Source organism: Terriglobus tenax (assembly GCF_025685395.1).
GTDB lineage: Bacteria > Acidobacteriota > Terriglobia > Terriglobales > Acidobacteriaceae > Terriglobus > Terriglobus tenax.
This window is the reverse complement of record NZ_JAGSYA010000004.1, coordinates 2399604-2426584: the sequence shown is the minus strand read 5'-3', so window position 1 is coordinate 2426584 and position 26981 is coordinate 2399604. Positions and strand designations below refer to the sequence as shown.

General features: G+C 61.5%; 27 protein-coding genes and 1 other RNA gene. 12 read left to right on the top strand and 16 right to left on the bottom strand.

Annotated features, from left to right (window positions below; genetic code table 11):
• Positions 1 to 9: 9 nt before the first annotated feature.
• From lipB to OHL13_RS15820, 3 genes are all read right to left on the bottom strand, one after another.
• Complete coding sequence (gene lipB, locus OHL13_RS15830; protein ID WP_263411096.1) at positions 10 to 750, bottom strand: lipoyl(octanoyl) transferase LipB; 741 nt, start codon at positions 748 to 750, stop codon at positions 10 to 12.
• A 190-nt stretch (positions 751 to 940) separates the two neighbouring features.
• Entirely contained in the window at positions 941 to 2356 is a 1416-nt protein-coding gene (lpdA, locus tag OHL13_RS15825; protein ID WP_263411095.1) for a dihydrolipoyl dehydrogenase, read from the bottom strand.
• Positions 2357 to 2548: 192 nt separating this feature from the next.
• The gene (locus tag OHL13_RS15820; protein WP_263411094.1) at positions 2549 to 3157 is read right to left on the bottom strand and encodes a cytidylate kinase-like family protein; all 609 of its coding nucleotides are present in this window, start codon (positions 3155 to 3157) and stop codon (positions 2549 to 2551) included.
• 228 nt (positions 3158 to 3385) lie between these two features.
• Here OHL13_RS15820 and OHL13_RS15815 point away from each other — a divergent pair, with 228 nt between their 5' ends.
• Positions 3386 to 4327 carry a VWA domain-containing protein gene (locus OHL13_RS15815; RefSeq protein WP_263411093.1) on the top strand — a complete coding sequence of 314 codons (942 nt, stop codon included), beginning with the start codon at positions 3386 to 3388 and terminating at the stop codon, positions 4325 to 4327.
• Positions 4328 to 4496: 169 nt separating this feature from the next.
• Here the strand turns inward: OHL13_RS15815 and OHL13_RS15810 are convergent, their stop codons facing one another.
• On the bottom strand, positions 4497 to 6926 hold the full coding sequence (locus tag OHL13_RS15810) for an endonuclease MutS2 (RefSeq protein WP_263411092.1): 2430 nt from the start codon (positions 6924 to 6926) through the stop codon (positions 4497 to 4499).
• A gap of 104 nt (positions 6927 to 7030) precedes the next feature.
• On the opposite strand from OHL13_RS15810, the gene OHL13_RS15805 reads away from it, so the two are divergent.
• The 4 genes from OHL13_RS15805 (at position 7031) to OHL13_RS15790 (ending at position 9938) form a co-directional block, all read left to right on the top strand.
• Complete coding sequence (locus tag OHL13_RS15805; RefSeq protein ID WP_263411091.1) at positions 7031 to 7537, top strand: zinc ribbon domain-containing protein; 507 nt, start codon at positions 7031 to 7033, stop codon at positions 7535 to 7537.
• Positions 7538 to 7640: 103 nt separating this feature from the next.
• A complete protein-coding gene (gene hemB, locus OHL13_RS15800) occupies positions 7641 to 8630 on the top strand; it encodes a porphobilinogen synthase (RefSeq protein WP_263411090.1) in 990 nt (329 codons plus the stop codon).
• A gap of 196 nt (positions 8631 to 8826) precedes the next feature.
• Positions 8827 to 9423, top strand: coding sequence for a transcription elongation factor GreB (gene greB / locus OHL13_RS15795; RefSeq protein WP_263411089.1), 597 nt, complete (start codon positions 8827 to 8829; stop codon positions 9421 to 9423).
• Between the two features lie 104 nt (positions 9424 to 9527).
• Positions 9528 to 9938 carry a hypothetical protein gene (locus tag OHL13_RS15790; protein WP_263411088.1) on the top strand — a complete coding sequence of 137 codons (411 nt, stop codon included), beginning with the start codon at positions 9528 to 9530 and terminating at the stop codon, positions 9936 to 9938.
• Between the two features lie 132 nt (positions 9939 to 10070).
• Here OHL13_RS15790 and OHL13_RS15785 read toward each other — a convergent pair whose 3' ends face one another.
• Entirely contained in the window at positions 10071 to 10817 is a 747-nt protein-coding gene (locus OHL13_RS15785; RefSeq protein ID WP_263411087.1) for an SDR family NAD(P)-dependent oxidoreductase, read from the bottom strand.
• Between the two features lie 186 nt (positions 10818 to 11003).
• On the opposite strand from OHL13_RS15785, the gene OHL13_RS15780 reads away from it, so the two are divergent.
• Positions 11004 to 11387, top strand: coding sequence for a winged helix-turn-helix transcriptional regulator (locus OHL13_RS15780; RefSeq protein ID WP_317889933.1), 384 nt, complete (start codon positions 11004 to 11006; stop codon positions 11385 to 11387).
• Between the two features lie 296 nt (positions 11388 to 11683).
• Here the strand turns inward: OHL13_RS15780 and OHL13_RS15775 are convergent, their stop codons facing one another.
• The 3 genes from OHL13_RS15775 to OHL13_RS15765 form a co-directional block, all read right to left on the bottom strand.
• On the bottom strand, positions 11684 to 12601 hold the full coding sequence (locus tag OHL13_RS15775; RefSeq protein ID WP_263411086.1) for a hypothetical protein: 918 nt from the start codon (positions 12599 to 12601) through the stop codon (positions 11684 to 11686).
• A 260-nt stretch (positions 12602 to 12861) separates the two neighbouring features.
• Positions 12862 to 13605, bottom strand: coding sequence for an ethanolamine ammonia-lyase subunit EutC (eutC, locus tag OHL13_RS15770; RefSeq protein WP_263411085.1), 744 nt, complete (start codon positions 13603 to 13605; stop codon positions 12862 to 12864).
• The gene (locus OHL13_RS15765; RefSeq protein ID WP_263411084.1) at positions 13602 to 14954 is read right to left on the bottom strand and encodes an ethanolamine ammonia-lyase subunit EutB; all 1353 of its coding nucleotides are present in this window, start codon (positions 14952 to 14954) and stop codon (positions 13602 to 13604) included. The genes eutC and OHL13_RS15765 overlap by 4 nt, the downstream gene beginning before the upstream one ends.
• Positions 14955 to 15053: 99 nt before the next feature.
• Between OHL13_RS15765 and OHL13_RS15760 the strand changes: the two genes are divergently transcribed.
• The gene (locus OHL13_RS15760) at positions 15054 to 15644 is read left to right on the top strand and encodes an NAD(P)H-dependent oxidoreductase (protein ID WP_263411083.1); all 591 of its coding nucleotides are present in this window, start codon (positions 15054 to 15056) and stop codon (positions 15642 to 15644) included.
• Here the strand turns inward: OHL13_RS15760 and OHL13_RS15755 are convergent.
• From OHL13_RS15755 to OHL13_RS15740, 4 genes are all read right to left on the bottom strand, one after another.
• Positions 15641 to 16660, bottom strand: a complete 1020-nt coding sequence (locus OHL13_RS15755; protein ID WP_263411082.1) for a hypothetical protein — start codon at positions 16658 to 16660, stop codon at positions 15641 to 15643. The two genes, OHL13_RS15760 and OHL13_RS15755, sit on opposite strands and share 4 nt — an antisense overlap.
• 5 nt (positions 16661 to 16665) lie before the next feature.
• On the bottom strand, positions 16666 to 17028 hold the full coding sequence (locus tag OHL13_RS15750; protein ID WP_263411081.1) for a PadR family transcriptional regulator: 363 nt from the start codon (positions 17026 to 17028) through the stop codon (positions 16666 to 16668).
• A 151-nt stretch (positions 17029 to 17179) separates the two neighbouring features.
• Positions 17180 to 17602 (bottom strand): DUF1284 domain-containing protein, encoded by a 423-nt coding sequence (locus tag OHL13_RS15745; protein ID WP_263411080.1) that lies wholly within the window; start codon positions 17600 to 17602, stop codon positions 17180 to 17182.
• 2 nt (positions 17603 to 17604) lie between these two features.
• Entirely contained in the window at positions 17605 to 18174 is a 570-nt protein-coding gene (locus OHL13_RS15740; RefSeq protein ID WP_263411079.1) for a biotin transporter BioY, read from the bottom strand.
• A 58-nt stretch (positions 18175 to 18232) separates the two neighbouring features.
• On the opposite strand from OHL13_RS15740, the gene OHL13_RS15735 reads away from it, so the two are divergent.
• A complete protein-coding gene (locus OHL13_RS15735; RefSeq protein WP_263411078.1) occupies positions 18233 to 18508 on the top strand; it encodes a hypothetical protein in 276 nt (91 codons plus the stop codon).
• A gap of 42 nt (positions 18509 to 18550) precedes the next feature.
• Here the strand turns inward: OHL13_RS15735 and rnpB are convergent.
• Positions 18551 to 18987, bottom strand: an RNA gene (gene rnpB / locus OHL13_RS15730) — RNase P RNA component class A.
• Between the two features lie 65 nt (positions 18988 to 19052).
• Here rnpB and OHL13_RS15725 point away from each other — a divergent pair.
• Positions 19053 to 19916: a 3-keto-disaccharide hydrolase gene (locus OHL13_RS15725; protein WP_263411077.1), complete on the top strand. Its 864-nt coding sequence runs from the start codon at positions 19053 to 19055 to the stop codon at positions 19914 to 19916.
• 21 nt (positions 19917 to 19937) lie between these two features.
• Here the strand turns inward: OHL13_RS15725 and OHL13_RS15720 are convergent, their stop codons facing one another.
• Both OHL13_RS15720 and OHL13_RS15715 read right to left on the bottom strand, forming a co-directional pair.
• A complete protein-coding gene (locus OHL13_RS15720) occupies positions 19938 to 20489 on the bottom strand; it encodes a hypothetical protein (protein ID WP_263411076.1) in 552 nt (183 codons plus the stop codon).
• 67 nt (positions 20490 to 20556) lie between these two features.
• Positions 20557 to 21132 carry a TetR/AcrR family transcriptional regulator gene (locus tag OHL13_RS15715; RefSeq protein WP_263411075.1) on the bottom strand — a complete coding sequence of 192 codons (576 nt, stop codon included), beginning with the start codon at positions 21130 to 21132 and terminating at the stop codon, positions 20557 to 20559.
• A 122-nt stretch (positions 21133 to 21254) separates the two neighbouring features.
• Between OHL13_RS15715 and OHL13_RS15710 the strand changes: the two genes are divergently transcribed.
• The 3 genes from OHL13_RS15710 (at position 21255) to hpnI (ending at position 25006) form a co-directional block, all read left to right on the top strand.
• Positions 21255 to 22481, top strand: coding sequence for an ABC transporter permease (locus tag OHL13_RS15710; RefSeq protein WP_263411074.1), 1227 nt, complete (start codon positions 21255 to 21257; stop codon positions 22479 to 22481).
• Entirely contained in the window at positions 22482 to 23729 is a 1248-nt protein-coding gene (locus OHL13_RS15705) for an ABC transporter permease (protein WP_263411073.1), read from the top strand.
• A 107-nt stretch (positions 23730 to 23836) separates the two neighbouring features.
• Positions 23837 to 25006, top strand: a complete 1170-nt coding sequence (hpnI, locus tag OHL13_RS15700; protein WP_263411072.1) for a bacteriohopanetetrol glucosamine biosynthesis glycosyltransferase HpnI — start codon at positions 23837 to 23839, stop codon at positions 25004 to 25006.
• 88 nt (positions 25007 to 25094) lie between these two features.
• Here the strand turns inward: hpnI and OHL13_RS15695 are convergent, their stop codons facing one another.
• Positions 25095 to 26975, bottom strand: a complete 1881-nt coding sequence (locus OHL13_RS15695; RefSeq protein ID WP_263411071.1) for an ArnT family glycosyltransferase — start codon at positions 26973 to 26975, stop codon at positions 25095 to 25097.
• Positions 26976 to 26981: the final 6 nt, after the last annotated feature.

The following is a 26981-nucleotide window of genomic DNA, read 5'->3' as shown; positions in this document are numbered from 1 at the left end:
ATATTCAGCTTAACCGGGTTCCTGATTCTTCAACAATTCTTCCACCGTATCCGTGGCCAGAATCTGCCGCTCGAAGACGTGCCCGAACTGCCGCGCTGCGGCATTGGCCGTGTTCTCCAGGGTTGGAGCAGGCTCGCGGCCCTCCGCTGCCTCCAGCTCCAGGCTGGTTACCGTCCGGTCGCTGATGCCGCAGGGCACAATCAGGTCAAAATCCCGCAGATCGGTCGTCACATTCAGAGCAAACCCGTGCGAGGTCACGCCCATGGACACATGCACGCCAAAGGCGCAGATCTTCTTCTCGGCAAAGCTGACACCCGGCAGCGTCCACACGCCGGTCCGCCCCTTCACCCGCTGCGTCATCACGCCAAAGTCCTTGCACACGCGGATGATGACCTCTTCCAGCATGCGCATGTAGTCCACCGGCCCCAGGTGCGGCCCGCGCTTGCCCGGCCAGTCGCCGCGCAGATCGAAGATGGGGTAGCCCACCAGCTGGCCTGGCCCGTGATAGGTCACATCGCCGCCACGGTTGATCTCGTGCAGCGTAACGCCTTTGGCCGCAAGCACTTCGTCGCTGGCCAGCACATTCTCGCGGTGTGAGTTGCGCCCCAGCGTCAGCACCGGCGGATGCTCCAGCAGAATGAGCGTGTCGCCAATGCGGTTGGCCTTGCGTGCCTCAGTAACCTTGCGCTGGATTTCCAAGCCGTCGGCATAGGAGGTGCGTCCGAGTTGGAGGAGGTGAATGTGCTGCATCTGGTTGGCTGATGTGCTGGATGGATGGTTGGTGTATCCAGAGTTCTGTCATCCGTCAGGGCACGGCTTCAGCCGTGCCGCAATTGTCCTGAGAAAGGAAGGGGCTTTGGCCCCTGAGGTCTGTCTTCCCTCAGCGGCTAAAGCCGTATTCCTTCAACTCGCTTAATGTCAGGTCTAAAGCCCTGACTACCTACACGTTGATCGCCATGCCCTCAACCGAGCTGAAACCATCCAGCAGGGCCTCGGCAACGGTCGGGTGAGCATGCACGGTCCACATCATGCTCTCCACGGTAGCTTCCAGCTCCATCGCCGTGACTGCTTCGGCAATGATATCGGTCGCCAGCGGGCCAATGATGTGAACGCCCAGAATCTCACCGTACTTCTTGTCCGAAACCACCTTGATGAAACCATCGTGCGAGCCCAGGATCGTCGCCTTCGAATTGCCGACGAACGGGAACTTGCCGACCTTCACGTCGTAGCCGGCTTCCTTGGCCTTGGCTTCGGTCAGACCCACGCTGCCGATCTGCGGTTCGCAGTAGGTGGCACCCGGAATCAGGTTGCGCTTCAGCGGCTTGGCGTACTTGCCGGCGATCTTGGCCGCCACCACCATGCCGGCGCTCGAACCCGAGTGCGCCAGCTGCGGGAAACCCGCGACGATGTCGCCAATGGCGTACACGCCCGGCTCAGCCGTCTCCATGTACTCGTTCACCAGCACAAAGCCGCGGTCCACCTGCACCTTGGTCTTGTCGATACCGACGTTGCCGGTACGCGGAGCGCGGCCTACGGCCACCAGCACCTTCTCGGCTTCCTTGCTCGCAGGCTTTCCGTCGCTGGTGGTAAAGTCCACCTTCACGCCAGTCTTGGTCTTCTCAATCTTGTCCACCTTGGCGGAGACGTGCACCTCGATGCCGCGCTTCTTGTACAGGCGCAGCAGCTCCTTGCTGATGTCTTCGTCCTCTGCCGGAACAATGCGCGGCAGAGCCTCGATGATCGTCACCTCGGCGCCAAAGCTCTTGAAGATCGACGCAAACTCCACACCTACGGCGCCCGAACCGATGACCACCAGCGACTTCGGCACCGCATCCATCGACAGGATCTCGATGTTGGTCATGATCTTCTCGTCGGCCGTGTAGCCCGGCAGCATGCGGGCGTCAGAACCGGTGGCGATGACCACGTTCTTGGCCTGTACCTGGCTCTCCTTGCCGCCCTCGATCGCAACCGTGTGGACGCCGCCCTTGGCCGCGCCGGTCAGCTTGCCGTAACCACGTACCACGGTGATCTTGTTCTTCTTCATCAGGAAGTCGAGACCCTTGGTGTGCTTGGTCACGATGTCGGCCTTGCGGCCGACCACGGCAGGCCAGTTCACCTTGATGTCGCCGGTCGTCTCCAGGCCGAACTCCTTGGAGTGCTTGAAGTGCTCATACACCTCGGCCGAGAACAGGATGGCCTTCGTCGGGATGCAGCCGACATGCAGGCAGGTGCCGCCAATCTTGTCGGTCGCCTCAATCAGGGCAACCTTCAGTCCATACTGCGCCGCGCGGATCGCGCAGGTGTAGCCCGCCGGTCCGCCGCCAATTACCGCTATGTCGAAAATGGTATCTGCCAAGGGAATCTCCGTCCTTCAGGACATGGAATGACACAAACGTGACCATTTTACGCCGAGTCACCAGACCTACCGATTATCGATGCGCCAGGGCGATGTTCGGATTCAAACGGTAAGTTGTGAAGTGCGAGGTAAGGGTCCGGAATTCGAGTCGTGTCCCTGGAAAACTCAGAACACACAACTCCCGCCTCTCAACTACCCGATCGTTCCCGCCGCATCAATCGTCGCCTTCACCATCGCATCGATCCCCATGCAGCTGTTCAGCAGCAGGTGATACAGGTGGCGGTCGGCCCAGTCGCGGTCGTAGTGGCGGCGGATGTAGGTCGCCCGCGCTGCATCCGCCGCGTGGATCTCCTGCTCGGCATGGCTGGCGCGCTCCGGATACTTCTGCTCAAACCACCGCTTTTTGTGCGGCATAGAGGCGTAGGTGAACACGTGGAACGCCCCCGGCTCGCCACACAGGTAGCTGGCGCCGCCGCGGCCCACAATCACGCAGTGGCCTTCATGGGCAACGCGCTTCATGGCGCGTTGCAGGTAGCCCAGCATCTGCTCGGTATCAATTCCAGACGGCGGAAAACCAAGCTCCGCGCCTCCAGCCAGGAACCCTTTGCCCAGGCGCGAGTACCACGGGTCCGGCTTCTCGTCGCTTGCCGCCACCTGCTCCGGATCCACCCCGGCCTCCTCGGCCACGGCATCGACCAGAGCCTTGTCGTACAGCTTCCATCCCAGCTTCTCAGCCAGGGCCGCGGCAAACTCCGCCCCCTCGCTGCCGTATTCCCGTTCCACCGTAATAAATCGCACCATAACGAGCGAAGAATAGCATTCGAGCGAGTGAAACGTTGAAGGTTAAAAGTTAAAAAGCCGGATGCCAGTACAAACCGGGTGCCCTCTCTCTACGAGCAGCGGATGGGTGGGAGATTCAAGCAGAGCTCGAACCCATCTTCTCCGGGCCTCCACCCGACTGGTACGGCTTCAGCCGTGCCCTGGCGAAAATCAAGAACCATCCAGTCGCCCGCGTCGTACCTTAGTTCCATGAAGATCCTCTTGCCTTCGCTGGCCCTCGCAGCGCTTACCTCTGCTGGGTTTGCCCAGCAGGACCAGCCCAGCTTCCGCATGCAGGTCAACAGCCGGCTGATCAGCACCACCCTCACCGTCCGCGACGCCAAAGGCCAGCTGGTCACCAACCTGCCGCAGGAGGCCTTCCACATCCAGGAAGACGGCCGCGACCAGAGCGTGCGCTACTACGCCAGCCAGCGCGAGCTGCCCCTCTCGATCGCCCTCATCGTGGACGCCAGCGGAAGCCAGGACAAATTCGTGAAAGAGCACGAACACGAGATTGAAGCCTTCCTGAAGACCGTCATGGAGCCGCGCGACCGCGCCTTCGCCGTCTGTTTTGGTAACCACCTGCGCCTGGTCACCGACTGGACCAACGACCCCAAACAGGTCACCGAAAGCGTCCACCTCTTCAACAAGGGCGACCACAGCGGATCCGAGCTAGGCCCGCAGGAGCAGCGCGAGCTTGGCACCGCGCTCTACGACGCTGTCTACTTCTCCGTCACCGAAAAGATGGAGACCGAACGCGAGCACCGCCGCGTACTCATCGTCTTTTCCGACGGCGAAGAGAACTCCAGCGAGCATGACCTGATCGACGCCATCACCGCCGCGCAGGGCGCCGACACGCTGGTCTACGCCTTGCGCACCACTGAGAACAAAGAGAGCAAAATGACCCCGCGCGACCGCTACGGCATGCGGGCGCTCGATCACCTGACCCAGGCCACCGGCGGTCAGAGCTTTGACATCCGCGTCATCAAACCGAAGGACGCCTTCCGCTCCATTGCCGACGACCTGAAATCGCTTTACGAGATCGGCTACTACTCCAACAACTCCACCCGCGACAAACGCTTCCGCAAGATCACCATCACCGCCGGAGAAGGCACAACGGTCAGGGCAAGGGAAGGGTATACACCGCGGTGAAGCAGTGGTGAGTTAAGAGTTGGGAGTTGTGAGTAAGAACCGGGGTGCCCCACGTCCCGCTGTTGGGACGTGGGATAAGAATCCGTCAGGGCACGGCTTCAGCCGTGCCGCAAAAGCCCCATAAGAACAAGCAAAGCGAGACCTCTAAGAACAGAGCACTGAGCACTCTCTACAGTTTCAAATCCACAATCGTCGCGCCCTGCCCGCCTTCGTTATACGGAGGCTCACTCACGTTTGCCACATGCGGATGCCGCCGCAGATACTCCCGCAGCGTGCGCCGCAGAATGCCCATGCCCGTTCCATGCACGATGCGGATGTTCGGCATGCCGGCAAGAAACGCCTGGTCCAGGAAGCGTTCTACTTCGTCCTGCGCCTCGTCGGCCGTGCGTCCAATCACGTTGATCTCGCGCGGCATCAGGTCCGGGTCGCTCTGCATGGCGATATTCACGCCGCCCTTCTTGCGCGCCGCCTGCAGCGGCGTCTCCACCGGAGCCTTGCGCACCACCTCGGCAATGTCGTCGCGCTGCACACGCATCTTCATCGGGCCCATGCTCACCTCGAAGACATTGCTTGAGACCTCGCGATCGACCCGCACCTCGCGGCCCAGCGTGCGCAGCTTCACCGTGTCGCCCACGTTGATGGCCTTCACCACGTGCGGCTGCGCGTTGGGGTCCTTCTTGTCCGCGCCGGTAATGTGCGCCACCACCGTGGCGTTGAACTGCTCACTGAACTCGCGCTTCAGCCGGGCCAGCCTGCGCTCGGTCTCCGCCGCCAGCTTCTTGCTCGCGGCCTTGTCGGCAATTGCACTGGCGGCCTCGCGCATCTGGTGCTCGAACTCCTTCATCAGGCTGCCCAGCTTCTGCTCCAGCTCGCGGGCCTTCTGCCGCTGCTCCTGTCTTCCTTCCGCCTCAAGCCGCTGCTTCTCGCGCTCCAGGGCGACCTCGCGTTTCCGCAGCGCCTCGCGCTCTTCATTCGCCGCCGCAAGCTGCGCATGTAGCTGATCAATGAACCGCCCGATGTCCGCCGTCTGATGGTCAAGCTGCCCGCGCGCCGCCGCGATAATCTCCGGCTGCAAACCAATGCGCTGCGCAATGTTGATGCCCGCCGACGCACCCGGAACGCCCATCCGCAGCGTATACGTCGGAGCCAGCGTCTCCTCATCGAAGCCCACAGCAGCGTTCACCACACCTTCGTTGGTCGCGGCATAGATCTTCATCGAGTTCAGGTGCGTGGTGATCAGACTCCATGCCCGCATCCTCAGAAAGTGTCCACTGATGGCCACCGCCAGCGCAGCGCCTTCTTCTGGATCGGTCGCCGAGCCCAACTCATCTAGCAACACCAGCGACTGCGCATCCGCCTCGCGCGTAATGCGGTCCAGGTTGGTCATGTGCGCGGAGAAGGTGGAGAGGTTCCGCTCAATCGACTGTGCATCGCCAATGTCCGCATACACGGCGTCAAACAGCGGAAGCTTCGCTTCCTCCGCAGGCACCGGAAGACCCGCCTGCGCCATCAGCGCCAGCAGCCCAACCGTCTTCAGGCTGACGGTCTTGCCGCCCGTGTTCGGTCCGCTGATGATCAGCTGCCGCGCACCGTTCTCAATCGCCATGGTCAGCGGCACAACGCTTGCGCCTTCGACCTTCATCCTCAGGTCCAGCAGAGGATGCCGAGCGTTCTTCACGGCAATCTCTCCCGCCGTAAACTCCGGACGCACGCAGTCCAGCATCTGCGCAAAGCGCGCACAGGCAAACAGCACATCCAGCGCGATCAGTACCTCCGCGCCCGCCTGCAGCACGCCGGCGTTCTCACCCACGGCGCGCGTCATCGCCACCAGGATGCGGTGCACCTCGGCCTGCTCCTCATCCAGCAGACGCAGCAACTCATTGTTGCTTTCGACCGTCTCCATCGGCTCCACGAAGACCGTCTGCCCGCTGGAACTGGAGCCGTGAATCACGCCCGGCACCTTGCGCCGCTGCTCGGTCTTGACCGGGATCACAAACCGGTCGCCGCGCACTGTGATCAACTCTTCCTGCGCCGCTCCGCTCTCACTCACCGCGCGCAGGCTGCGCCGCAGGCTCTCCTCAATCGCACGATGCTGGCGGCCGATGGCATGGCGCAGCCGCGCCAGCTCCGGCGATGCATCGTCGCTCAGCGTCCCGTCCGGCAGAATCTTTCCCCGCAGCGCATGCAACAGCGGAGCCAGGTACGCCTCGGTCACCGGCAGCGACAAAGCCGCCACGGCATCCCATTGCCCCTCCATCTGCGCCACCGACCGCCACTCTTCCATGGTCTCCGTCAGCGCCAGCAGCCGCAGCAGTTCTTCCGGCTCCAGCGAAGCGCCGGGGATACGTGCCTTTTCCAGCATCGACTCCGGCGCGAAGACCTGGCTGAAATAGAACACCGCCCCCGTCGCCAGGTACGTACGCACCTCGGCAACCGAGTCGTGCTGGCGCGCAATCCACGCCGCGTCCATACGTGGCTCCAGGGCCAGCACATGGTCACGGCCTGCAGACGACCCCGTCTGCCGCGCAATCTGCTCCCGCAGCCGCGGCCACTCCAGTGACACCGCACTGGTCTCGCGCAATTGATCCAACTCCGCCATATCTCTCTATCGTAGCCGGACGGGCGGGCGTAAAATTCCGCCTGACGGAACCAGTCACGGGCCCTTTGCGTAGATATCTCTGGTTCACAAAGGAGGCGCTTCCAATGACCTGCGCTACCTGTGGTTCTCCTACCGCCGCCGATGGCGGCTTCTGCTCGCGCTGCGGCACCCGGCAACCCATGCCCTCCGGCATTTCCGCCGCGTACAGCCTGCCTTATCTGCCCCGCGTACAAAAGCATCTGCAGACCCTCAGCATCCTGTGGGCCATCTTCGCAGCCTATCGCGTCGTCAGCGTCTTCCTCGGTATGGCCTTTGCCAATGCCGTACTCGGCCGGCGTTTTTTCCGCTGGAGCGGTTCCGGCGCGGAGCTGCCCTTCCTGCACGCCCTCATACCCTTCATCTTCGCCACCACGCTTGTCATGGCCGGCGCGGCCGCGTTGGTAGCCTGGGGACTGATGCAGCGCAAGCGCTGGGCACGTACGCTGGCCATCGTCTTCGGCGTGCTGGCACTACTCAAGTTTCCGCTCGGCACCGCCCTCGGTGTTTACACGCTCTGGGTGCTGGCCCCCGCGGCCTCCGGCCTGGAGTACGACTCCATCGCCGAGGACTAGTTCTCTGTGCTCAGTTGTCAGTAAGAACTCGGAATAAGCCGAGACCCCTCTGAGAACAGAGCACTGACAACCTTCCACCATCCGCCAGCCGTAGAATTACCCCATGGAGTTCCCGATCACTCGCATGCGGCGTCTGCGCCGCACCCCGGCCATGCGCTCACTGGTGCGCGAAACCCACCTTCGCCCCGGCATGCTGCTGTACCCGTTGTTCATCTGCCCCGGCGAGGGCGTACGTAAGCCCATCTCGTCCATGCCCGGCGTCTACAACCTCTCCATTGACGAAGCCCTGAAGGAAGCCCGCGAGTGCGCCGAACTCGGCATCGGTGGCCTGCTGCTCTTCGGCCTGCCCGAAAGCAAGGACGAGACCGGCACCGGCGGCTACGCGGAAGATGGCATCGTCCAGCGAGCCATCCGCGCCCTCAAGGCCGAGCCCGCGCTCGACAGCCTGCTCATCATCTCCGACGTCTGCCTGTGCGAGTACACCTCGCACGGCCACTGCGGCATCGTGGCCCGCGAAGGCGACCACTACAGCATCGACAACGATGCCACCATCGAGCTGCTGGCCAAAACCGCCGCATCGCACGCACGCGCCGGAGCAGACATCGTCGCACCGTCGGACATGATGGACGGCCGCGTCGAAGCCATTCGCGAGGAGCTGGACCTGGCCGGATTCACCGAAGTGCCCATCCTGAGCTACGCCGCCAAGTTCGCCTCCGCCTTCTACGGCCCCTTCCGCGAAGCCGCCGACTCCACCCCGCAGTTCGGCGACCGCCGCACCTACCAGATGGACGCCGCCAACCCGCGTGAAGCCATGCGCGAAATCGAACTGGACCTGATGGAAGGCGCGGACATGCTGCTGATGAAGCCCGCCGGTCCCTACCTGGACATCATCCTCGCCGCCCGCCAGCGCTTCGAAGTGCCCATCGGCGCCTACCAGGTCTCCGGCGAGTACTCCATGCTTTGTGCCGCCTTCGAAAAAGACTGGCTCGAACGCGAGCGCACCATCCTCGAAAGCCTTCTGGCCATCCACCGCGCCGGCGCCGACTTTATCTTCACCTACTTCGCCAAGGAAGCCGCAAAGCTGCTGAAATAGCCATCAATCTGGGTGCCCCATCCATGCGCAGCATGGGTGGGATATCGAGCGAAGCGAGACCCGCCTTTGCTCTTCTGCTTGTCATCCCGACCGAACCCTGACCGCAGGGAAGGGGAAGCGGAGGGACCTGCATTTCTTGCTTGTCATTCCGCAGCGGAGCGAAGGAATCTGCTTTTAGCCTAGAAGGACCTCAACAATGCGCAAAGGCTATACCCGACAACCGCAGGCCGATCAGCCCGGACCCCAGGTCAGGAACTACATCACCCCCGGCGGCCTGCAGCGGCTGAAGGACGAGCACCACTTCCTGCTCACCAAAGACCGCCCCGCCGTGGTGGAAGTCGTCGCCTGGGCCGCCGGCAACGGCGACCGCAGCGAGAACGCCGACTACCAGTACGGCAAGCGCCGCCTGCGCCAGATCGACAGCCGCATCCGCTTCCTGAGCAAACGCATTGAAGCCGCCGAGGTCGTCGACCCGGAAGCCCCCAGAAGCGGCCAGCGCGCCGAGCGCGTCTTCTTCGGAGCCACCGTCCGCTACGAAAACGCCGCCGGAGAAGAGCGCGTCGTCAGCATCGTCGGCGTCGACGAGGTCGACCTCGACCGCAACCACATCAGTTGGCAATCCCCGCTGGGCCGCGCCCTGATGAAAGCCGCAGCAGGCGACCAGATCACCCTCCACGCCCCCCGCGGCGCAGAGAAGTTGATTGTGGTGGACGTCCGCTACGAACGCATCGCGGTAGAACCCTTCAAGGAGCCGCCGGGGTCGGTAGCTTCAGCCAAAGAGACCGAGCGATAGCAGCATTGTGCCGGGTGCCCCATCCATGCGCAGCATGGGTGGGATATAGCTTGATCCGTTACTGTAGAGAGGATTCCAGGCAGCTCCCAAAGGTCCGGTGACGGATGAAAAGCATTCTTCGTACAACTCTCAGCCTGATCGTTGGCTGTGCTGGGGCAGTCGCAGTTGCCGCTGTTGCGGTTCTGACGGCGCGGGCGCTTTGGCCGGAATACGCTGCCGCGGAGCCGCAGAAACACTACACGCTCGGGATGCTCTTCGTGAGACTGGCCGTTGGAGCCTTGGGGGCGGCGATGGCAGCGTGCGTCACGACAGCCGTGGCGGGTGACAACGGCCGGGCAGCGTGGTGGCTCGGAGGGCTATTTTTTGCTCTGTCGGTCCCTGATCATATCTATCCGGGATACGCATGGAACGATTATCCAGTCTGGTATCACGTCACGTACCTTTCCTACTTGGTGCCGATTACGGGATTGACCGCCCAACTCTTTCGCCGGCTGATCCCATGCAAAGCACCTTGAACTCACCTGATAACGAAGGACGCCGGCCATCGAGACCGCCGTTCAAGCGTGTCATCCTGAGCGCATCGAAGTCCCCGGCCAGTTTGCTGGCTGGGGGGAAGCGAAGATGCCTCCACCTTCGCCCCCTTCCGCTCAGCGCGCGCTGTCAATGATCTGGCCTCCATCTGGCGTAAGGCTGTAGCCGGTCAGGAACTGTGCATCCTTGCTTGCGAGGAACAAGGCCACTGGCGCAATGTCGTCCTCCGGCGATCCAAAGCGGGCGAGCGGGGTAGTCGGCGCTGGAATATTGGAGGCTGCCGCGCCCCAGGTGTCAGCGACTGGCAGGAGATTGTTCACAGTGATATTGTCAGCGCCCCATTCGCGCGCCGCCGTACGGGTCAGGGCACGGACGGCCTCTTTCGCCATGTTGTAAGGGCCATAAGGCAGTAATCCGGTAATACCCGCAAGAGAGGCTACGTTGATGACTCGGCCTTCTCCGCTGGCCTTCAGATGGGGATAGCAGGCCTGCATCATGCGCAGATAAGAGATCGGCCCCATCTCGAAGTTGCGTTGTAATTTTTCGATCGACAGTTCCATGATCGACGACGTAACTACGGATGGATCGAAGGCGTTGTTCATCAGGATGTCGATCCCGCCATAGGTTTCGATAACCTTGTCCACCGCCGCTTTGATATGTGCAGCATCGCTGACGTCACAAACGATGCCTAGCGCCGTACCACCCGCGGCACGGATACCGGCAACGACGGTGTCCACATGATTAGCAGTCCGCGAAAGAACAACTACCTTCGCACCTTCTGCGGCAAACAGTTTTACAGTAGCGCGACCGATACCACGGCCAGCACCAGTGACGATTGCCACTTTTCCATTGAGGCGGTTCATCTTGATCTCCAATCCATACGCGGGCATCCTGCATTCCCCATTCCTCCTGCCCAACAGAGCAATGTGGTGCGTACGAGGTGTGGCTCGACGACTAGTCTCGGTCCAAAGAGTTCAAGGACGCGGCTTATCCTGATCATGCGAGCTAGCATCGAATCCAACAAGAAGGATGAAATAGCGACACTTAGTATGGAAAAGAAGACTAAGGAAAATCGTCCTATCAACATGCACGAAGAGATGCGGCGAGCATTCGCACTTCTCTCGGGCAAATGGAAATTAGAAATTCTTTGGCTGCTCAATCAACGGCTTCATCGCTTTGGAGAGCTGCGACGGGCCATTCCAGGCATCACGCAACATATGTTGACGGCGCAGCTTCGCGAGCTTGAAGAGGATGGTTTGGTAACGCGCACTGTCTTCGCTGAAGTGCCCCCGCGGGTTGAGTACGAGATCACGCTGAAGGCTCGCGGACTCGGGCCTACGATGGAAGCGCTTACGGCATGGTGGCAAACGTACGGAGAGACCGTACCTCGAAAGAGGTCCCTCGCGCGCGGCCGCAAAGCGGACCTCCGTTAGGCAAAGCCCCGACGCCTATTAGCATTCCGCCAGCCAGGTGCCCTATATCTGTAGAGCTTCTGTGGGTATCTCGAGCATCGCCAGCGCTCTCTTTTGCCGGGTGCCCCATCCACGCGCAGCATGGGTGGGATATCGAGGACTTCAGTCCTCGATCCGGATTAAGCAGCGGCCTTCAGGTCGCTGAACTAACCTCTCTAAATAACGATGAACGCCGGCCTCGATGGCCGGCGTCTCTTACTGCTAATTGCCGATAAGCCAACTTCTCAGGAGTTACCTTTTATTCACGGCAGGATGCTTCACTCATATCGCTTCCGGTCTTGATACCTGATCTCATACATTTCCTTCGCCTCAACGACGAACTCAGAGAGGATTACCCAGAGATAATCAATCGTAGTTTGATTGTGTAACTTTAGATATGTGTCGATCTCGGTCGCCACGGCTAAATAGATAATGACAGTCCGCGACACTTGTTGAAAGTGGAACGACTGCATCGCCCGTACGCGATTCGTTTCGGGAACTTGATCGCCCAACAGATCTGCAACGAGAAAGCCGGATACTTTGATAAGACCCGCAAACGTCAGATGCGCTTGAGCGGAGATATCTTTATATAGCTCTTTTTCTAAGAACTGAAGGAAGCTTTGGCATGGACCCTTTCGCTTAGCAAGTTTGAACGGGGTTTTCCAATAATCAACCAGTTTTGGATTCTGTTGCTCTTCCGGCGTCAACTTGAATCGATCCACCATCGTGTCGATCTGGCTGTCCATTGATTTCAGGAAATCCGCCCATTCATCGCGACCATCATACTGCGCCTTGCGCTCGTCGCGTTCTTCAACGCAATCTCTCCAGCCAGCCTTTTGATAATCGAGTGATCTCGGAATCAGATCGTCGAGCATGTAGACCAGACTGAAGAAAAGATCGAGGAGTTGTCGATCGATGGCTGGCAAGACAATCGTATAGTTCGCCTTTCGCGCCGGGTCGGGCGGGGTATCTGCGCTCAGGTACCTCACAGCCTCATATGAATTCCAGGCGAATCTCAGCATCACAAGTAAAACAGAGAGCGACCGTTCGTGCTGTACATGACCGTTCGCGATGGCATTCGCAATTTCACGTTCGAGACTACGATTTATGTTGAAATGAAGACCGTCGATCTTCTTTGCTATCAGTGAGTAATCAAACTCGCGAAGCGGTTTTTGCTGTTTCTGATTTTCGGTCATTGTAAGGGGAGCCTACGCCCGCGCTTCAATGATTAGGGTACGACGTACGATCGCTGGTCGGGTTGGTCCCGATAACGCTGTTCTCGTAAGTTATGAACAATGCAGGCACCGCCGACCATCGAGGCCGGCGGTGATGTTCTTCGGGATGTTTCATTCGACACGGCTGAAGCCGTGTCCTTAAGCAAGACAGCAGCGGGGCGAACATCGGTTAGATCAGAAATGTCATTCTATGTAACGAGAGCTGACCGTCATCCAATCTCTTACTCCGCTTTACCGAACCCAAGCCCCACTACACCACTCTCCTTTAACCCCGTCCCCGTCAAACCCCGCACCTTCGCCTCCTGCAAATACCAGGCAATCTTCCGCGCAGCCTCCACCGGCTCTAACCCACCACTGCGGATATTCGAGATACAGTTCCGCGCCGCATCCGTAAGTCCCACACGCGGCTGCCAGGTCAGGTAAGCGCCCAGCGAATCCGCTGACGACAGCCCCGGCCGCTCCCCAATCAAAATCAAAGCGAGCTTCGCCCCAAGCGCCTCGCCCACCTCATCCGCCACGGCGACCCGCGCCTGCGTCACCAGCACCACCGGAGCAATCACCCACTCCCACAACATCGGCAGCAGGGCCGCCAACACCGGCACCGCATTGCGCTCCACCGCCAGCGCGGAGAGGCCATCGGCCACTACAATCGCCAGGTCGTACGCACCCTTCGCAAGCTGCGCGCGTGAGGCATCGTTCAATCCGCGTCCCAGACCGGGGTTGCGCAGATACGTCGCGCGGTCCTTCGCACGGGTGGCAAGCTGCAGTGTCTGGGCAACACCCGCCTCATCCTTCAACCGCATCGCCAGTGTGGGTAAATGCAACGGGACATGCACCGCATCGCGCGCCTGCGCATGCGCAAGCTGAAACTGCAGCACCTCTTCCGTTGCCAGCGAAACACCAGCCGTCGGCAAGGCGACACGCGCCGGGGTGAACCTGCGCAGCGTGCTCAGTTCGCGCATCATGCGCCGCTCCCCAACTGCAGCGGAGAGGCCTCCGCCAGCCGCGCCGCGTTGCTGCTGGCAAGCCACGCCTCAAACTCCGGAGCAGGCCGCAGCCCCAGCACCTGCCGCAGGTACAGTGCATCGTGGAAGCTGGTGCTCTGGTACTGCAGCATCACATCGTCAGCGCCAGGAACGCCCATGATGTAGTTCACACCCGCCGCGCCCAGCATAGTCAGCAGCGTGTCCATGTCGTCCTGGTCGGCCTCGGCGTGGTTGGTGTAGCAGACGTCGCAGCCCATGGGCAGGCCGAGCAGCTTGCCGCAGAAGTGGTCTTCCAGCCCCGCGCGCAGAATCTGCTTGCCGTTGTACAGATACTCCGGCCCAATGAAGCCGACGACCGTGTTCACCAACAGCGGCTTGTACCGGCGGGCCACCGCATAGGCGCGTGCCTCGCACGTCTGCTGGTCCATGCCATGATGTGCATTGGCACTCAGGGCCGAGCCCTGCCCGGTCTCAAAGTACATCAGGTGTTCGCCGCCGCGGCCCAGCGCGCGCGCTGCCTCATACGCCTCGTCGAGCAAGCCAAGCGTAATGCCGAACGAGGCATTCGCCTTCTCCGTCCCGGCAATCGACTGGAACACCAGGTCCAGCGGAGCGCCACGCTCCATCGCCGCCATCTGCGTGGTCACATGCGCCAGCACGCAGCTCTGCGTGGGGATCTGGTACCGCTCGCGCACGGCATCGATCAACCGCAGCAGGCGCGTCGTTGTCTCCACGTTGTCCGTCGCCGGGTTGATGCCGATCACCGCATCACCCGACCCCAGCAGCAAGCCATCCAGCATCGACGCCGCAATACCCACCGCATCATCCGTAGGATGGTTCGGCTGCAGCCGCGTCGACAGCCTGCCCGGCAGCCCGATCGTCGTGCGGAAGCGTGTGACCACCTGCGCCTTGCGCGCCACAGCGACAAGATCCTGCACGCGCATTAGCTTGCTCACCGCCGCTACCATCTCCGGCATCAGCCCCGGGGCAAGCGCGGCCAGCACCTCGCCGGTCGTCTCTTCGCTCAACAACCAGTCACGAAAGCCGCCCACGGTCAGGCTCTTGACCGGGCCAAACGCCAGCGGACAATGCTCATCGGCGATCAGCCGCGTCACCTCATCCTGCTCATACGGAATCAGCGCCTCGCCCAGAAATACCTCAAGCGGCAGGTCAGCCAGAGCCATCTGCGCGGCTACGCGCTCCACCGCCGAACCCGCGGCAAGCCCGGCCAGTTCATCGCCCGAGCGCAACGGCGATGCCTTCGCCAGCAGATCCTTCAGATCGCGGAAGCCATGCCGCACGCCGCTAATAGTATGTTCCAGCCGCACGATTGACCTGAGTGTAGCAACCGCGGCCCCACGCCCGGCATGAAACCACTGTGACATCCCGCGCCACGCGTGACTTGCATCACTGCATCACGCTGCGCCATGGCGCACTCTGGCAGCATGGAACGCATCGTCGTCATCGTCGGGCACCCCCGGCAGAACACTCTTTGCGAAGCCCTTGCCGCGGCCTATGCCGTGGGAGCGCGCTCCGCCCAGCATGAAGTGAAGATCTTCCCGCTCGGCCAGATGTCGTTTGACCCCATACTTCACAGCGGCTTTGAAGCAGTGCAGCCCCTGGAGCCCGATCTGCAGGCGGCCCATGACGCCATCCTGCAGGCCACCCTCCTGGTCTTCGTCTTCCCGCTCTGGCTGGGCGATATGCCCGCGCTGATGAAAGGCTTCTTCGAGCGTGTCTTTCAGCCCGACCTCGCTGAGCCGTCCCGCAAAGGCAAATATCCCAGGCTGCTCGAGGGCAAGCGCGCCCGCATCCTTCTCACCATGGGCATGCCCGCCTTTGTCTTCCGCTGGTACTTCCGCGCCCACGCTCTCAAACTTCTGGAACGCAATATCCTCGGCTTCCTGGGGATTGCCAAAGTGCGTTCCACCCTCTTCGGCAACGTAATGGGCGCAGGCGAGGCAGGCCGTACCCGATGGCTGCAGAAAGCCGCGGCCCTGGGCAGGCGTGCTGCCTAAAGCATCACTGCCTTCGGCGTTGCGCCGGCCGCTCCACGCAGCCGCAGCGTCTGCCACAGCTTCCATCCGGCACATGCCACTGCAACCGCCAGCGCTATCCGCAGGCTCAGCAGAATCCCCGTCTGCATGCCCTGCTCCGCACGCAACGGCAGCATTCCGTGCAGGGTAAACAGAGGCTCTCCCGGCAACACCAGCAACGCCAGCGCTATGGCCGAGCAGGCATCCGCTGCCACATACAGCAGCCCTGTCCGGCGGGCCGAGTAGCGGCTGTCGAAGGCCATCGCCTTCAACACCATCCGTGTCACCAGCAGAGCCATCACCGGGACAAACATCCGCTGCCACACCGGCGCGGCAGTCACATCCAGCCACTGTGCCGCCGGCCCGAAGAACAGCAGCACAGGAAAACGCGGCACAGCCACCAGCCACGCCAGGAACAACGCCTCAAACACCAGGTCCGCCATGGGATGCTTTGGAGCAATGCCCCGCAACGGCTCCGTACGGTCCGCCGCAGGCAGCTTCGCCGGATCCCAGTCGCGCATCCGCGGAAGCTTCACCCCGTAATGCGTCATGGCGTACTCCAGCGCCGCGAACACCAGCGTCGTCACCGCCCAGAAGAAGAACAATACCCTTGGCAGGCGGCCCAGCTGCGCCAGCAGTGCGCCAGTGCCGTCCGTGGCCATGCTCATCGCCAGCCCCACAACCATAACCACCAGCACCACCATCGGAGCCGCGCGCTTCAGCACATACGCATACAGCGGAAATACCGCCGGCCCTATCAACGACCGCTGGGGCTGGTATCGCAGCGCCACCTCCATCGGATGCCCGTGCCGCTTCAGCACAGCGGCCTGCTCCTCCACGCTCAGCGGACGTCCAAGCTCTTCCTCGCGGTCGTCGAAACCGGCCTGCAGGTTGGCGCTCAGCTCCGCCAGGATGTCTTCTTTCCGGTCTGCCGGAAGGTGCCGCGACACGGCGGCCAGATAGCGATGCAGTAGCGAATTGTTCGTGGTTTCGGTCATCCCAGTCACCCCTTCAGGACAGCTTCCCGTGCAAGAATGCGTTTCAGCGCAGCCGTAATTCCGGCGTACTCCGCCACCAGCGCTTCAAAGACCTGGCTGCCAGCCGCCGACAGTCGGTAGAAGCGCTTCTTCCGCTTCTCCTCCTCGCGCCACTCACTGGTCAAAAGTCCCTGGCTCTCAAGCCGTCGCAGCAACGGATAAAGCGTGCTCTCCTCCATCTCCAGACCCTGCTCGGCAAGCGTCTTCCGGAGCGTGTAACCGTAATGCTCCTGCCGCAGGGCCGCCAGAACGGCCAGCACCAGCGATCCGCGCCGCAGCTCCAGCGTCAGGCTTTCGGCAACATCGGGAGGTGGAAGAAGGTTTGTCATATCCTGTACATCACATACTGTACGAGACACAGTGTATGCCGTCAAGTCTCTCCTGCAACTCTACCTGCCATGCAGTCCTGAAAAACTCCACCGAAAAACAGGAACGCCGGCCTCGATGGCCGGTGTCTCTGTTTTTCGGCAATCTCAGATCTCACCCCGGCAGACGTGTCCCGGCAAATCCCCGCGCGGCAATCCCGTCACACAGATCCTTCCAGGGGCACTCCACGCACGCCGACCGGATATCCCCATTGCGGAAGGCTGTCTTCATCATGGCCAGCCTTGCCGGGGTCAGCCGCAGCGTTGCACCGGGAGCCACCACCTCGCCCAGCAGAGCAGACAACTCCTCCGCCGCCTTCTGGTCGCGCTCCACTACGCTCGGGCTGAAGCAGTGACACTCGCCGCTCTCCAGCAGCGGAGCGCACACATCATCCGGCCCGGAAACGACTTCGACCGGCTCTCCCGTGGCAGCAAGCTGCCGGGTAAGCCGGTCGAAGTTCTTCACAAATTCCTGCGAGTAGCCTTCGCCCTTATAGGTCAGCATGCACAGCAGGTGATGCGGACGCAGGCGAATCATCGTTAGTTCGCTGGCTTGAAACTGCGCTTGGCGGCGAAGCAGGTTCCAGTAGCCAGAACAGCCTTGACCACCGCGCCGATCAGGAAGGGAACCACACCGATGGCGATCGCCTTGCTGCCGCCCACAAATCCGGCCAGAACCGCCGCGCCCATCGCCAGGTTGATGGCATTGCCGGCCAGCATCGCGCCAAAGTTGGCAGCAACGCCGTTCAGCGCCTTGCGGTCAGCCAGCCAGCCGATAAAAGCGGCTGTAACCGGGAAGCTGGCAATGTAGCCCGCCGTCGGCCCCAGGAACACCGCTGCACCAGCCGAACCGTGCGCCAGCACCGGCAGGCCGATCAGCGCCTCCGCCAGCCACGCCAGCACAGTGATCACGCCCATACGCGCGCCAAACAGAGCACCCACCACCAGCACCGCGTAGGTCTGCATGGTGATCGGCACCGGGAACATGGGCACAGCCATCCACGACGAAGCCGCCAGGAACAGCGTTCCCAACGCGACCTTCGCAACATTGCGGGTCAGCGAAGTGTTCTCAGCAAAGACAAAAGACGAAAGACGGACGCGAAGTTCCATGGGCTTGATTGTCTCTCTTTTCTGGTTCAGACGAAAGTCTCCAATATGATGCTTTGCAATGCAAAAGCACGTATATCTTTGGTCTCTTCTGATTGCAGTGTTGATCGTCGGCATATTTGCTGGTATCGCCAGCATTCCTGGCCTTAATTTCGTCATCTTTGCACTGCTTCCGGGAGTATTACCGGCCGCCCTCTTCTTTCCGGAAGGAATTCATTCTTCTTCAGGGATAGGTTTTATGGTTCTTGCCGCAATATGCGATATAGCCATTTATTCGTTGCCAATTTTGTGGATTCTCAAAGGGCGACGAGCGAATCGGAAGCGTGCAAAGACATAAACGTTGGCGGCCCCGGGATGCATGCGCATCCCGGGGCCGTACTTGCAGACAAGGCTCGTAAGCCGAATTTTGTTCTAGACGGTCATTCCTCTAGGCGCCGCATTACTGCGGACACTCAACAGCAACCTACCCGCGAGTTCCGGCCTGTTGCGGCAAGCCGCTTCAGGAACCCCCCTTGGCGCATCGGGCCGATACGCGATGGCCCCATCAGGGTCGAGGACCATCTTCCCGCCTATTTGGTCTTGCTCCGTGTGGGGTTTACCCTGCCACAACTGTTACCAGCTGCGCGGTGCGCTCTTACCGCACCTTTTCACCCTTACCGCAAGCTGCATTCGCGTCCTGCGGCGGTATCTTCTCTGTGGCACTTGCCGTCTACCGGTCTTGAAACCGGCATCCCGGACGTTATCCGGCACACTGCCCTACGGAGTTCGGACTTTCCTCTCCCAGCCGAAGCTGGCAGCGACCATCCGGCCCCATCTGCACCTTTAGTCTACCGCGTATCTACACCCATGGCTTAGGCTTGGTGCGCATTCCAGGAGACCCCATGAATCGCCGCGAACTCCTCAGAAACGGTGCCTCCCTTGCACTTGCCCCCGCCCTTCTGCCCCATGCCTCGCTGCTGGCGCAAAGCTCCGCACCGCCTCTGCCGCCCGCCGGTGCCAACGGCTGGGTCTCGCTTCTGAACGACCGCGACCTCTCCGGCTGGTACACCATGCTGCAGAAATCCGGCAAAGGCGTTGCCGAGGCCAAGAAGATGGTCACCATCGAGGAAGAGATGCTGCACATCATGGGCAGCCAGGTCACCGAGGAAGAATTCGAGCCCGGCTACCTGGCCACGCACCAGGAGTTTGAGAACGTCCGCATCCGCATGGAGTACAAGTGGGGCCAGAAGACCTTTGCCCCGCGCACTCTCTCCAAACGCGATAACGGCCTGCTCTACGCACTGATCGGCGAGGACAAGGTCTGGCCCACCTGCGTCGAATGTCAGATTGAAGAAGGCGATGTCGGAGATTTCTTCCTCGTCGGCGGCGTTCGCGGCGTGCAGGGCAATCACTCCGCGGGACTCTTCGGGCAGGGCATCAGCCCCACCCATGGCTGGCCCGCCCCCGGCAGCGCCATGGAGCGCGCCGCCGGGAAGCCTTCCACCACCGAACCCTCCACCGGACGCATGGTCAAGGATGGCAACTTCGAGCTTCTCGACGGCTGGAATACGGTCGAGGTCATCCACCAGGGGGATCGCGCCGTGAACATTGTCAATGGCCGCGCCGTAAACGTCGTGAACAGGCTGGAAGCTCCCGATCCCCAAAAACCCGGCAGCTTCCTCCCTCTCACCCGCGGCAAAATCGCCATCGAAATTGAGTACTCCGAAATCTGGATCCGCCGCATCGAGGTGAAATCGCTGCTTTAGAACCGGCTCCCCGGCTAACCATCAATCGGCCAGGGGAGCCTTCGCCAGCCTCCGCGTCAGCAGCGCGGCGGCCACCAGGAAGTAGACCGCACCGAAGACCGCGTAGCCTCCCAGATCTTTCCCGTGGAGCTTGCCGCCCAGGCCACCCAGGATGAAAGCGCCGCCGGCAAGGGTGGACTGCGCTCCGCTCAGGATCATCGCCCACTGGCCTCCCGTCTGGCTGCGCCGACGGACCCCGACGGCCAGCTGCAGAACTCCCGCCGTCAGAGCCCACGCTCCAAAGCTGGCCACGGTATAAGCCTCGTTCCGCAAGCCGAAGACAGCCAGGGCCACCGCCGTCGCCAGTCCAATCAGCACATTCGCATACTGCACGCTGAGCGTCGAGGAGGCCGCGCCCACGTTGGTTCTGAGGTCGTAGATCGTCGAGGCAACATCCCACAGCGGGTACAGCACCAGCATCACCGCCCCAAAGGCGGGAGTCTTGACGGCAAGGGCAAGGTAGGTGGCAGCCCAGAGCGATTGCACGGCGGCACGTGTGGCATAGAGATTACGGAGGTTTTGATTGGCATTCATGATGGCACCTTTTCTACCTTCTAGTTGGTAGGTTGTGAAGCGAAAAATGTTGAAGGAGAGTCGTGCGTCAGCCCGCAAGCAGCCGCTGCAACACCCCGTTGGTTATGACCTGGTAAACCTGTCCCGAGCCCGCAACCCGTGCCGAGCTCATCGCTCCATGCACCACGGCCATCAGCATCTCGGCCTCGGCTTCCGCGCCTTGCTCCAGTCGGAGAGACCCATCCCGGGCACCCGCCTTCAGCAGCCGAATCAGCCAGCCCAGCAGCACCTCAAAGTGCTGCTTCACAGCGCGCTGTACCTCCTCGGGCAGGCTTGGCAACTCCACCGCTAGCAGGGCCGCAATGCAGAACGGCTCCTTCTGTTCACGGATGCATGCCTCCCAATAGCCCAGGTACTGGCGAAGGCGATCGGAAGCCCACGGCAACTTCTCGTCCAGCAGGGCTGTGTTCCTTTCCAGCGCCTCGCGATGCTGCTGCAGCACGGCAACCACCAGCTCCGCCTTCGTTGGAAAGTGATGGTGAATGCTCGCCTTGCGAATGGAGATCGCCTCGGCGATGTCGGCATAACTGAAAGCGGAATATCCACGCTCAATCAGCAGCTCGTGGGTGACCCTCTTGATTCGCTCTGCGGTGTCGTTCTGCATATCCAAATAGACTACCTACTAGTAGGTCGCGATTCACAAAGTTCCCTCCTCCCGCAAAATTCTTCCGGGGAAACTTCTGTCCTCTTTCTGACGTACCCTTATCACCAGCAAGAATCACCTATATGGAATTCCGCGAAGCCGTTAAGATTGCTCTGCAGTCGCTGTGGTCCAACAAGCTGCGCTCTGTGCTCACGCTGCTCGGCGTGGTCATCGGCGTCGGCTCGGTGATCGCTGTGGTCACCCTGGTCAACGGCGCCAACGTCTACGTCGCCGAAAAGATCTACCGCTACGGCGCGGACGTCTTCACCGTCAGCAAGCAGCCCACGGTGATTACCAGCTATGAGGAGTACAGCAAGTTCCAGAAGCGCAAGATCCTCCGCCTGGACGACTACCGCTTCGTGCTGGAACATTGCAAGCACTGCCAGGCCGTCGGCGCAACGCAGACCTCCACCGGCAAGGTTGTCTCCGGAACGCACTCCACCACGGACACCGATATCCGCGGATGGACCTCCTCCATGCCGCCCATGTACAACCTGAACGTCGTTCTGGGACGCAGCTTCACCCCCACCGAGGAAGAGCACAACGCCCACGTCGCCATCATCGGCACGGATATCCAGGACAACGTGCTCGGCGGCAACGACCCGCTCGGCCAGGAGATCCGTGTCGACGGCGTGCCCTATACCGTGATCGGCGTCGGCGAGAAACAGGGTAAGAGTTTCGGCTCCAGCCAGGACAACTGGGTGGCCGTCCCCATCACCACCTTCCAGCGCACCTACGGTTCCTCCAAGAGCGTGCGCCTGTACGCCAAGGCCGGAGCCACCGGCGAGCCATTGAACGCCGCCGTCGAAGAGGTCCGCACCCTGGTACGCAGCGAACGTCACAACCGCCCCGGCGAAGAGGACGACTTCTCGCTGGATACCAATGACAGCTTCGTCGGCCTGTGGAACCAGATCTCCGGCAGCTTTGAGGCCGTGGCCGTCGCCATCGCCGGCGTCTCCCTGGTGGTCGGCGGCATCGTCATCATGAACATCATGCTGGTCTCGGTCACCGAACGGACCCGTGAGATCGGCGTCCGCAAGGCGCTCGGCGCCAAGCGCAAAGACGTGATGCTGCAGTTCCTTATCGAAAGCGCCACCCTGTCCCTGGTCGGCGGCGCCTTTGGCGTCATCGGAGGAGTCGGTGTAGCCCAGGGCATCACCTTCGCTCTCGGCTTCCCCTCCTCGCTCGCCGTCTGGAGCATCTTTGCCGGGCTCTTTGTCGCCACCGCCACCGGCCTCTTCTTCGGCGTCTATCCCGCACGAAAGGCAGCCATGCTGAACCCCATCACTGCGCTGCGGTCGGAGCTCTAAATGAAACTCGCCGACTTCAAAGAAACCGTCACCATGGCCATGGACACGCTGCGCGCCAACAAGCTGCGCTCCGGTCTCACCATCCTTGGCATCGTCATCGGCGTCTCCACCGTCATCCTGATCTCGTCGGTCATCAACGGCCTCAACGGCCAGGTCTCAGAGGCTGTCTCCAGCTTCGGCACCAACGTGCTCTGGGTCTTCCGCTTCGAGTTCGGCTTCGGTCGTCCCACCACCGAGATGCTGACCCGCAAGCAGCTCACCTATGACGATGCCATGGCCATGAAAGACCTGCCGCACGTCGTCGCAGTCTCACCCGGCCTGCGCTATGCCAACATGCAGTTCAACGAAGGCAACGTCACCGCCAAGTTCAAGAGCCGCAAGGTACAGTCCGTCTCCATTGAAGGCGACACCGCCTCTGTCAAGGACGTGTATGACTACAACCTGACCGCCGGCCGCATGTTCACGGAGACCGAAGAACAGCGCGCCTCCGACGTGGTCGTACTCGGCTACGACACCGCCGCCGGCCTCTTCCCTGCGGAAAACCCCATCGGCCAGGAGATCGCCCTCGACAACCGCTTCTTCACCGTCATCGGTGTCATGGACAAGCAGAAGTCCCTGGTAGGCGGCGGAAAGAACCCGCAGGACAACTACGCCTACATGCCGCTGGCCACCTTTCACAAAATCCACCCCGAGATCCTCGATTACTGGGTCAGCGTGAAGTACGACGAGCAGAAGAACCGCTCTCTGGTGGAAGACGAGCTGCGCGACCTGCTGCGGCGCCGCCGCAAGGTGCCTAACAACAAGGACGACAACTTCGCCATCTTCTCGTCCGACTCCATCACCCGCCTGTGGTCGCAGATCACCGGCGGCCTGTTCGCCCTGATGTTCGGCCTCTCGTCCGTCGGCCTGATGGTGGGCGGCGTCGGCGTCATGAACATCATGCTGGTCTCCGTCACCGAACGCACCCGCGAGATCGGCGTGCGCAAGGCCATCGGAGCCACCAAGCAGACCATCCTCTCGCAGTTCACGCTGGAGGCCATCACCCTGTGCGCCGTCGGCGGCTTCATCGGCATCACCGTCGGAGGCATTCTCGCCGGCCTGCTGCACTTCCTCCTGCCGGTCAGCATCTCCGTGGTCTGGATCATCGCCGCCTTCATCGGCTCCTGCGGCATCGGCCTGGTCTTCGGCATCTACCCAGCCTGGAAAGCCGCCAACCTGAACCCCATCGAAGCCCTTCGTTACGAGTAATAAGTTGTGCGTGCTGAGTTGTGCATTGTGTGTAGAAATGGCCTGAGGGCCCAACTCACACCACACAACTCGTAACTCGCAACTCCGCTCCATTTACCCTAGAAGCAATGGCCCTCGGGATTGCCATCTTCTTCGCTCTGCTCACCCTCGCGGGAATCGCCTTCTGCCTGATGTCGCTCTGGGGAACGCGGGACTTCGTCCGCACATGGCGCAAAACACAGCGCCCGGACTTCGCGCCCGGCGTCACCGTCATGAAGCCCCTCAAGGGCATGGACCCGCATCTCTACGCCGCCTTCGCCAGCCACTGCACCCAGCAGTACGAGGGGCCGGTACAGCTTCTCTTCGGCGTCTCCGACATGGCCGACCCCGCCGTCGCCGAAGTCCATCGTCTGCAGGCCGAGTTCCCGCAGATGGACATCCTCCTGGTCCACACGCCACAGCGGCTGGGCACCAGCGGCAAGGTCAGCAACCTGGCCCAGATGCTGCCGCACGCCGCGCATGAGTACATCGTCATCAACGATGCCGACATCCTCGTCTCGCCGCGCTACCTGGCGCGCGTGCTCTCGCCCTTTGACGATGCCCGCACCGGCATGGTCACCTGCGCTTATCGCGCACTCACCACACAGCGCGGAGCCACGGTCTGGGCAAAACTCGAAGCTCTCGGCATCGCCTGCGACTTCGTTCCCGGCCTGATGGTCGCGCGGCGTATGGAGAAAGGCATCCACTTCGGCCTGGGCGCAACGCTGGCCACGCGCAAGCGCATCCTCACCGAGATCGGCGGCCTGGAAGCCATCGTCGAGTACCTTGCCGATGACTACGAGCTTGGCCTGCGCATCAGCCAGGCCGGTTACCAGGTTGTGCTCTCAGACGAGGTTGTCGACACCTCCGCCCCGCAATACACCGCCCGGGACTACTGGAGCCACCAGATCCGCTGGTACCGCACCGTGCGCGATGCGCGCCCCGGCGGCTACTTCGGCCTGCCCACCACCTACTGCGTACCGTGGGCTCTGGCTACCGTCATCGCCTCAGGCTTTGACCTTTGGGCTTTCTCGCTGCTGAGCATGGCACTGCTGGCCCGCATGGCCATGTGCCTCACCGTTGGAGTCGGCGTACTGCGCGACGGACAGGTGCTGCGCGACCTGTGGCTCATCCCGTTCAAGGACTCGGTTTGCCTCCTGCTCTGGCTCTTCGGTCTGACCGACGACACCATTGAATGGCGAGGCGAAACCTTCAAGCTGAACAAGGGCAAACTTGTGAAGACAGTTGTTAGTTCTTAGTTCTCAGTTGTGAGTTATCTCCACCGATCTGTCATCCCGCAGCGATCTGCTTCTCTGACACCTGACAACAGAGCACTGAAAACTCCCCCTACTTCGGGACCACATTCCCATAGTTCGAGATCAGTGCTTTCCCGCCGCTCTCCAGAACCACGAAGTAATCCTTCCCCAGGAACGGCGGCACCTTGCCGCTCTCCGTCCACAGGAAGACCCTTTGATGGCTCAGCCACTTCGCCTTCAGCGATGCCTCGTCTTCAAAGATCTTCGGAGCGTCCGTGAAGAACGATCCGTACCAGAGGTTCGCGCTGCGCCCTTCGTAGATGTGAATGTCATTGCGCCGCAGGTAGAAACCCAGCGTCGACCCGGCCTCGTACTCGCCGTGAATCACGATCAGGTCTTTCGGAGTTACATCGTTCTTGATTGCGTCCGCAAGCTGCTTTGAGGTCAGTGCCGGGGCAAAGAAGCGCAGCCCCGTATGCGCCGCCAGCAGAAAGGTAAACGCCATCCCCACGATCCAGAGGTTCGACACATGCGGCTCAAACTGCCGCCGCTTCCACCACGCCATTGCCGTGCCCACGCCAAAGGCCACGGCCGTCAGCCCCAGCGGGCCTTCAAACATGCCCATCGCCGGCCCGGTCAGGTCAAGAAAGTGCCCGAACGACAGAGCGTACTCCCCGGGATTCTGCTGCAGCAGCGCCGCAATGTCCGTGCCCGGCGGCGGCTCCTTGGCATTCAGCAGCAGAAGTCCGCAGACCATCATGATCAGGACACCGAGGACAAACATCACCGTCACCACGCGCTGTCCGGTAGCCACCAATGGCTGCGGCACGGCAAAGCTTTCGGCCTCGACGGCTTCCTCCTGCAGCCAGCAGGCAATCAACAACGCCAGGGCGGGCAGCGCAGGAAGAACGTAATACTCCTGCCGCGTGCTGAAGCTGAAGAACAGCATTGGCACCGCCGCCCACACCGCCAGGAACAGCCGCTCGCGGCCGGCCTTCGTCGCGTCCCGGAACCGCACCCGTTTCAGCGCCGGCAACACAAATGCCGACCACGGCAACAGCCACACCAGCAGCAGCGCCCAGAACAGCCACAGAGGAACCGTGTCGTAATCCCGCGGCACCCGCAGGTTCATGTAGCGCAGCACGTGCTCGTTCATGAAGTAGAACCACGTCCACCCATGCACATTGCCCAGCGTGGGCTCCGGTACAAACCAGTGGCCGTTCTGCCGTATCAGGCCAACCGGGTGACCGTGGTCCGGATTCGCCAGCCCGATCAACACATGCCACGGCGCGGCCACTGCGAGAAAGACAAGCAGAGAGCTGATGGGCCGCATCTGCCACACCCGCCGCGGCATGCCTCGCCACCCATGGGCCAGCAGCAGATAGACGACGGCAATGGCCCCCGGGAAAACAAGACCGATCAGTCCCTTTGTCAGAACGCCCAGCGCACAAAAGACGGCAAAGCCCCAGCAGTACGCTGTTTCATATCCACGGGTGCTCCATCCTCGCAACTCTAGGGTAGGTGGCAAGGCACTCTCCACCCTCCAGAAGCAGTACATCGCCACCGTCAACCACAGACACACCGCCACATCCGGCAACAGAATGCGGCTGAAGATAAAGATCCCGAAGCAGCTCAGCAGCACGATCGCCGCATAAAACCCAGCCCGCTCGCCGTTCAGCCTGCTCCCGAAGATCCATGCGATCGCCGCCAGCGCCAGCACCATCAACGCCATGGGCACGCGCGCCGCGGCGGCATAGGCCCCCAATACCTTCATGGACGCCGCCATGGACCAGTACAGCACCGGCGCCTTCTCCAGGTAGCGGATGCCATTGGCATACAGCGTCACCCAGTCGCCGCGCTGCACCATCTCACGCGCCACCTCGGCGTGAACGGAATCCGCATCGTCCAGCAGTGGCGGCGAAAACAGCGTAAAGCTGGCATAAAACACGGCCCACAAGGCCAGCAGCCACAAAACTCT